Source organism: Pseudomonas sp. Larv2_ips (genome assembly GCF_963879675.1).
GTDB lineage: Bacteria > Pseudomonadota > Gammaproteobacteria > Pseudomonadales > Pseudomonadaceae > Aquipseudomonas.
In genome coordinates this window covers 123,073-129,304 of sequence record NZ_CAWOAW010000022.1, presented here as the reverse complement: position 1 = coordinate 129,304, position 6,232 = coordinate 123,073, and the positions used below count along the sequence as shown (strand labels likewise).

Here is a 6,232-nt window from a genome sequence, read left to right as displayed (position 1 = left end):
GACCATCGACACCGGGCAGCCATTGGTGGCGGTTTTGTCGGCAGGTGCCGCGGCATCTCCCTGGGGATTTTTCGCAGCAACAGGCACATCATCGACATACTCTTGCCGCACGAGCACCGTCTTCTGCGTCTTGCTGCGAACCATCGACACCGCGTTCGTAATCAGGTTGTCTCCAGCTTTTAACGGCGCAACTGGCACCGTCTGAATCTGGATTGCCGGGCTACCGAGCAATATCGGCTTGGCCGCCTCAACATGCTCACCCAACTGAGATTTTCCGAACTGCTTGGCCATGTGCTCCAGCCACCGGCGCGCACGATGAGACTTGATGCTGCCCAGCACCTTGTTGCCAAGGCGTATCACCAGGCCCATCCCGGCAGTGGCAAGGCACAGCAACACGTTGATCAGCACTTCAAGGCTGATCGAGCCCAGCAACTCATTCATGAGTGGCGGCGGCATCATCCGCATCCAACTGACCATTGCCGCCAGGTAGATGAACAGCAGAGGCTCATCACTGAGTACCAGCAAACCTTTCGCGAGCATTTCGGCGCTGACATTCAGCAGCTTTCCGAACTCGGCCTGGGTCAGGTAGTGCAGCAGCTGTTCGGCATATGTCAGTGGGTGGGTAAGCCACTCAAACAGCAGTTTGAGCGTGTCCCAGAGTGAGCCAAGTGCATCGCCAAACCCTTTGGCGTAGGCCTGGTGCAGTAAGAGGTAGCGTTTGAGGAAGTTTGCTTCGGAGTATTTATTCCACAGTGGCCCGAACGTGGCGCGCCACTCCGTGCGCAGCCAGTGCTCCAGCGAGGTGATGACCGACTGATAGGAGGCATATAAGGCCTTGAAGTGTTCTTTAGAAACGTTGGGGTAAAAGTTGACTCGGTACTTCTGGTTACGATCGCACTCGGTGATTTTCAGAATGCCACTGGGGCCGATAAATTTTTTGATGGGGTCGCCCAGGGGGCCACCGTTGGGGTCGATGGTTTGCAACACCACTGGCGTGTTGCCGATGGGTACAAATTGAGAACTCTGGAACATGTGCACCAGGGTCAGGGTGCCGTCCTGCTTGCAGGCCGCAACGGCCGAGCTGGGCAGGATGGAGCGGTTGATCGGCGCGACGAGTGCCACCTCATCCCCGACCTTGAATACCTGATCGACATCCAGTGCCGAAAAGCTGATGTAGCTTTCGGCCCAGAGCTCGTAGGTATTGAGGCAGCGTTTGAAATCGCTGAGAACGGATTCGACGTCTCGCGTCTCTGAATCCATCACGGCCAGTACCAGAAGGCCAATGTGTCGGCTGGTGGGGGCGATCAAAAGACAGCCCCAATAACTGGGGCTTTAACGGAAAAAACCATCTGCAATCCCTCGCACTGTGTGATCAGGCGAAGGACTTTGCCGAGGTTTTCAGGTGGTATCTGTAGAGGTTATCCGGGTGTTGCGTGGGACGTTTCGGTAGTCCTTGTCAGCGCTGCGCAAATGCCAGGTTCAAACCCAACCCTGCAAAGGCTGCCGCAAAACTGCGGCGCAACCAGTTCTGCACGCGCGGCGATTCGATCACGGCGCGGCGAAAGCCATTGGCCAACAAGCCATAGATGACGAAAACCGCAAACGTCATCGCGATGAATACTGCGCTCAGTACCAGCATTTGCACGGCGGGCGAGATGCTGCCTGGGGTAACAAACTGGGGCAGAAAGGCGAGGAAGAAAATCGTCAGCTTGGGGTTGAGGATGTTCAACAGGAAACCACGGATCATCAGGCCGCGCGCTGTGGTTGCAGTCGGTGCGTCATTCATCGCGAAGGCCGAGCGATCACGCCAGGTGGCATAGGCCAGGTAGAGCAAGTAGGCAACGCCCGCGTACCTGAGCACTTCAAACGCCAACGCGCTGGTGTGCAGCAGGGCAGAGAGGCCGAGCACCGATGCCAGCAAGTGGGGCAGGATGCCTGCGGTACAACCCAGCGCAGCAAATACGCTGGCGCGCTTGCCAGCGATGAGGCCGGTGGAGACGGTAAAGATCACACCGGTGCCGGGGATCAGCACGACGATCAGGCAGGTGACGAGGAAGTTCACACTGAGCATGGCATTCAAACTCCTTGTAGGAATGGTCGATGACAGATCCTGTCACGTTAGTTTGCGATTGGCGAGTGCGGCAGGTCGGCGAACCCCGGTTAGACTTACCTGTCGATATCCGCAATGCCCGGCCCGTCGTTATCCAAGGAAGCCCCATGTATTCAAGCCGCCTGATCCTGTGCCTCACCACGTTGCTGGTGCTGGCCGGTTGCTCCACTTCACGCAGTCCGCAACAGCCGGAGCGTAGCGAGGCCGAGGTGAAAGCGCAGATCGTGCGCCTGCTGCCGGCGACGGTGCCGGACCGTGGTGGCTGGGCACAAGACATCTACACCGCCTTCGACACTCAGAAAATCTACCCCAGCACCGAAAATATCTGTGCTGTGCTGGCAGTCACCGAGCAAGAGTCCACCTACCAGGTCGACCCGCCGGTGCCAAACATGGGCAAGATCGCCCAGGATGAAATCCTGCGCCGTGCCGGCAAGGTCCATGTGCCAGCCTTTGTGGTGCGCAGCGCACTGCAACTGCGCTCGCCTACCGGTAAGTCCTACGCCGAGCGTTTGAGTGCTGCACGCACGGAGAAGGACCTGAGCGCAATCTTCGACGATTTCATCAGCGTGGTGCCTCTGGGTAATACCTTATTTGGCGGTTTCAACCCGGTGCATACCGCAGGCCCGATGCAAGTCAGCATCGACTTTGCACAGAAACAGGCGCGGGGTTATCCCTACACGGTGGACGGCACGATTCGCCGTGAAGTCTTCACGCGGCGCGGCGGCATGTATTTCGGCATCGCCCACTTGCTGGGCTACCCGGTCAGTTATGACCAGCCGCTGTACCGCTTTGCTGACTTCAACGCCGGTTGGTATGCCAGCCGCAACGCTGCGTTCCAGGCTGCCGTCAGCCGCATTACTGGCACCGAGCTGGCGTTGGATGGCGACTTGATTCGCTATGGCTCATTGTTGCCGGGCACCACTGAGTTGGCGGTGCGCTCCCTGGGGCCCAAGTTGGACATGCGCAATCCGACCATCCGCAGCCAGTTGGAGAAGGGTGAGCAATTGGACTTTGAGGAGACCACCCTCTACAAACGCGTGTACGCGCTGGCTGATAAAGCGGCCGGCAAGCCAATGCCACGGGCGATACTGCCGGGCATCGTGTTGAAGAGCCCGAAGATCACTCGCAACCTGACCACCGCGTGGTTCGCCAAGCGCGTGGATGATCGGTATCAGCGCTGCATGAAGCGCTGATTATCGCTGGCGGGCGTGTCGTGGCGAGCGGCTTATTGTGGCGAGCGGGCTTGCCCCGCGTTGGGCTGCGAAGCAGCCCCCTGTCAAGCCGAACGCAGTGTGTCAGTCATCACTCGGTGCCTGGTTCTGGGGCTGCTTGGCAGCCGAATGCGGGGCAAGCCCGCTCGCCACAGAAAGCTCGTTTGCAGCAGTACGCCTGCCAGCCACCACAAACCGGCGCCATAACCAGACCCACAACCACATCACCGGAAACGCCAGGATCACGAACGGCAGTACATAGCTGGCGCGTTCCAGTGCATCTGCTGTGCCGTCCACCAGGTTGTCGCCCAGGTTGCTGAAGATCCGGCTGAAGCGTGACTGCTGGTTCGCGCCGTCGGAGGAACGGAAATTCAGGGTCACGCGGTTAGTATCAAGGCGGCGTTGTTGGCCGGCGGCGACCTGGGCGAGTGCCTGCAGTTCGTTTTCAACGCCCGCCTGCTCCTTGGTTAAAGCGATCAGGTCGCTGACGCTGATGTCCTTGCGCTTGGCCAGCTCATCGAGGCGCTGTTGCTGGACTTGCAGGCGATCCTGGCGACGGCGCACATCGGCGACCGCGTCAGCCAGGTCTTCGGCGGTGGTGATGCGCTGGCCGAGTGTTCCACCTTCTGCGGCCAGCGCGACCATCGGCTCCACGCCGGTGGGTGCAATGCGCAGGATGATCTCGCCACCGTTGCCATCTTCGGTGATGCCCAGAATATTGCAGGCGCCAAAGCGTGCCGACTCACAGGCCTCGCGGGTGGCCTGCATGCGCGGTGCAAGCAGGGCGCCGGGCAGCGCCAGGGTCAGCTCGTGCTCATAAGCCAATTGCGCGCCGGCTCGGCCTTGTTCGCCATTGATGACAGTGGCACGGGAGTGCTCCTTGGGCGAACAGCCGGCCAAGGCCAGTGCGGCCAGCAAGATCAAAAGAAGCGGTTGTGTTGTGCCGTCCAGGTGGCGCATTGCTGTTCCTTGGATATGCAGGGGAAATTGCCCGCGATTAAAGCGGGTCTGGCGGATTTACGCAAAGCATCGCGCAGGATTTGCGTGACTGATGATGATGGCCTCCGCAGAGAGCGGGGCGTACACCTCAGACCTTACGCCAAGGATGAATTTGCCATGATTGCCTACGCCGTGCCCGAAGGGTTTGTTTCGCTGCCGCGCAGTAGCCCGCTGCTCGACTTGCTGGGCCCAGCTTATTGCCGGGGCGAAGGCCTGGATCTGGAAATAGGCCTGCGCTCCGATAACCGCCACGCGAATGGGCGCGGCACGGTGCATGGCGGGGTGTTGGCGACCTTGGCGGATGTCGGCATGGGTTATGCGATGGCGTTTTCCAGTGAGCTGCCGTTGCCGTTGATTACCGCGAGCATGACGTTGGATTACCTGGGGCCGGTGCAGGTGGGCGACTGGATTGTGGTGCGGTTGGAGCATCACAAACGCGGGCGGCAGATGGCGTTTGCCACGGTGAGCTTGCAGGTGGGGGAGAATGTCGTGGCGCGAGCGACTGCCGTGTTTGCGGTGCCACGCACGGACTAACAATAGAGATCATTGTGGGCGCTGGCTTGCCTGCGAAAGCGCAGGGTCAGCCAGTACATTTGCCAACGGTCGACCCGCTATCGCAGGCAAGCCAGGTCCCACAGTTGGACGGTGGTTTTTCATGGGGACGGCTTAAAAAAGAAAAGGCCCGGTTTTCGTGGAACCGAGCCTTTGCTCCTGTTGCTCTTTGGATCAGCTGCGTTCGAGGGCGAGGGCTACACCTTGACCGCCACCGATGCACAGCGTCGCCAGGCCTTTCTTGGCGTCGCGCTTGATCATTTCATGCAGCAATGTCACCAGCACGCGGCAACCCGAGGCACCGATCGGGTGGCCGATGGCGATGGCACCGCCATTGACATTGACCTTCTCGGCGTCCCACTCCAGCTCTTTGCCCACCGCCAAAGATTGCGCGGCAAAGGCTTCGTTGGCTTCGATCAGGTCCAGGTCGCCCAGGCTCCAGCCGGCCTTGTCCAGGCAGCGGCGAGTGGCCGACACCGGGCCGATGCCCATGAGCGCGGGGTCGACGCCGGCGTTGGCGTAGCTGGCGATACGCGCCAGTGCAGGCAGGCCGAGGGCTTTGGCCTTATCGGCGCTCATCAATAACACTGCAGCGGCGCCGTCGTTGAGGCTGGAAGCGTTGCCGGCGGTGACACTGCCGTCTTTCTTGAATGCGGGTTTGAGCTTGGCCAGGGATTCGGCGGTGGTGCCGGCGCGTGGTTGTTCATCGACCGCGAAGGCCACTGGGTCGCCTTTGCGCTGGGGGATCAGGACCGGGGTGATCTCATCAACAAACCGACCGGCTTCAATAGCCGCAGCGGCTTTTTGCTGGGAGGCAGCGGCGAAAGCATCCTGGGCTTCACGGCTGATGCCGTACTTGTCTACCAGGTTCTCGGCGGTAATGCCCATGTGGTAGTCGTTGAACGCATCCCACAGGCCGTCGGTGATCATGCTGTCGAGCATTTTGGCATGGCCCATGCGCAGTCCGGTGCGTGCAGCGGGCAATACGTAAGGCGCCAGGCTCATGTTCTCCATGCCGCCGGCGATGATCACGTCGGCGTCGCCGCAACGGATGGCCTGGGCGCCCAAGTGGAGGGCTTTGAGGCCCGAGCCGCAGACTTTGTTCAGGGTCAGGGCCGGCACGGCGTGGGGCAGACCGGCGAGTATCGAGGCCTGGCGCGCAGGGTTCTGGCCGCTGCCTGCGGTGAGTACCTGGCCGAGGATGACTTCATCCACTAGAGCCGGGTCCAGGCCGGTCTGCTCCAGCAGGCGACGGATCACGGCCGCGCCCAGTTCCGGTGCCGGGATACTGGCCAGCGAACCTTGAAAGCTGCCCACGGCGGTGCGGGTGGCAGCAACAATCACGACGTCTTGCATGGAA

General features: G+C 60.6%; 5 protein-coding genes and 1 pseudogene. 2 read left to right on the top strand and 4 right to left on the bottom strand.

Translation table 11 applies throughout. From position 1 onward, the window contains the following. Positions 1–1,260 (bottom strand): annotated as a pseudogene (locus tag AACV02_RS15925) (type IV secretion protein Rhs); the annotation flags it as partial. A gap of 196 nt (positions 1,261–1,456) precedes the next feature. Then, positions 1,457–2,071: a LysE family translocator gene (locus tag AACV02_RS15920; RefSeq protein ID WP_119735518.1), complete on the bottom strand. Its 615-nt coding sequence runs from the start codon at positions 2,069–2,071 to the stop codon at positions 1,457–1,459. A gap of 146 nt (positions 2,072–2,217) precedes the next feature. Between AACV02_RS15920 and AACV02_RS15915 the strand changes: the two genes are divergently transcribed. Next, positions 2,218–3,303: a DUF1615 domain-containing protein gene (locus AACV02_RS15915; RefSeq protein ID WP_119735517.1), complete on the top strand. Its 1,086-nt coding sequence runs from the start codon at positions 2,218–2,220 to the stop codon at positions 3,301–3,303. Positions 3,304–3,405: 102 nt separating this feature from the next. On the opposite strand, the gene AACV02_RS15910 is transcribed toward AACV02_RS15915, so the two are convergent. Further along, entirely contained in the window at positions 3,406–4,281 is an 876-nt protein-coding gene (locus AACV02_RS15910; protein WP_119735516.1) for a DUF4349 domain-containing protein, read from the bottom strand. A 156-nt stretch (positions 4,282–4,437) separates the two neighbouring features. On the opposite strand from AACV02_RS15910, the gene AACV02_RS15905 reads away from it, so the two are divergent. Next, entirely contained in the window at positions 4,438–4,854 is a 417-nt protein-coding gene (locus AACV02_RS15905; RefSeq protein WP_119735515.1) for a PaaI family thioesterase, read from the top strand. A gap of 192 nt (positions 4,855–5,046) precedes the next feature. Here AACV02_RS15905 and AACV02_RS15900 read toward each other — a convergent pair whose 3' ends face one another. Next, positions 5,047–6,228 carry an acetyl-CoA C-acetyltransferase gene (locus tag AACV02_RS15900; protein ID WP_119735514.1) on the bottom strand — a complete coding sequence of 394 codons (1,182 nt, stop codon included), beginning with the start codon at positions 6,226–6,228 and terminating at the stop codon, positions 5,047–5,049. Positions 6,229–6,232 lie beyond the last annotated feature (4 nt).

Excerpts from the sequence above, each read along its gene's own strand:
- AACV02_RS15920 (WP_119735518.1), bottom strand. The coding sequence starts at position 2,071 with ATGCTCAGTGTGAACTTCCTCGTCACCTGCCTGATCGTCGTGCTGATC.
- AACV02_RS15915 (WP_119735517.1), top strand. The coding sequence starts at position 2,218 with ATGTATTCAAGCCGCCTGATCCTGTGCCTCACCACGTTGCTGGTGCTG.
- AACV02_RS15910 (WP_119735516.1), bottom strand. The coding sequence starts at position 4,281 with ATGCGCCACCTGGACGGCACAACACAACCGCTTCTTTTGATCTTGCTG.
- AACV02_RS15905 (WP_119735515.1), top strand. The coding sequence starts at position 4,438 with ATGATTGCCTACGCCGTGCCCGAAGGGTTTGTTTCGCTGCCGCGCAGT.
- AACV02_RS15900 (WP_119735514.1), bottom strand. The coding sequence starts at position 6,228 with ATGCAAGACGTCGTGATTGTTGCTGCCACCCGCACCGCCGTGGGCAGC.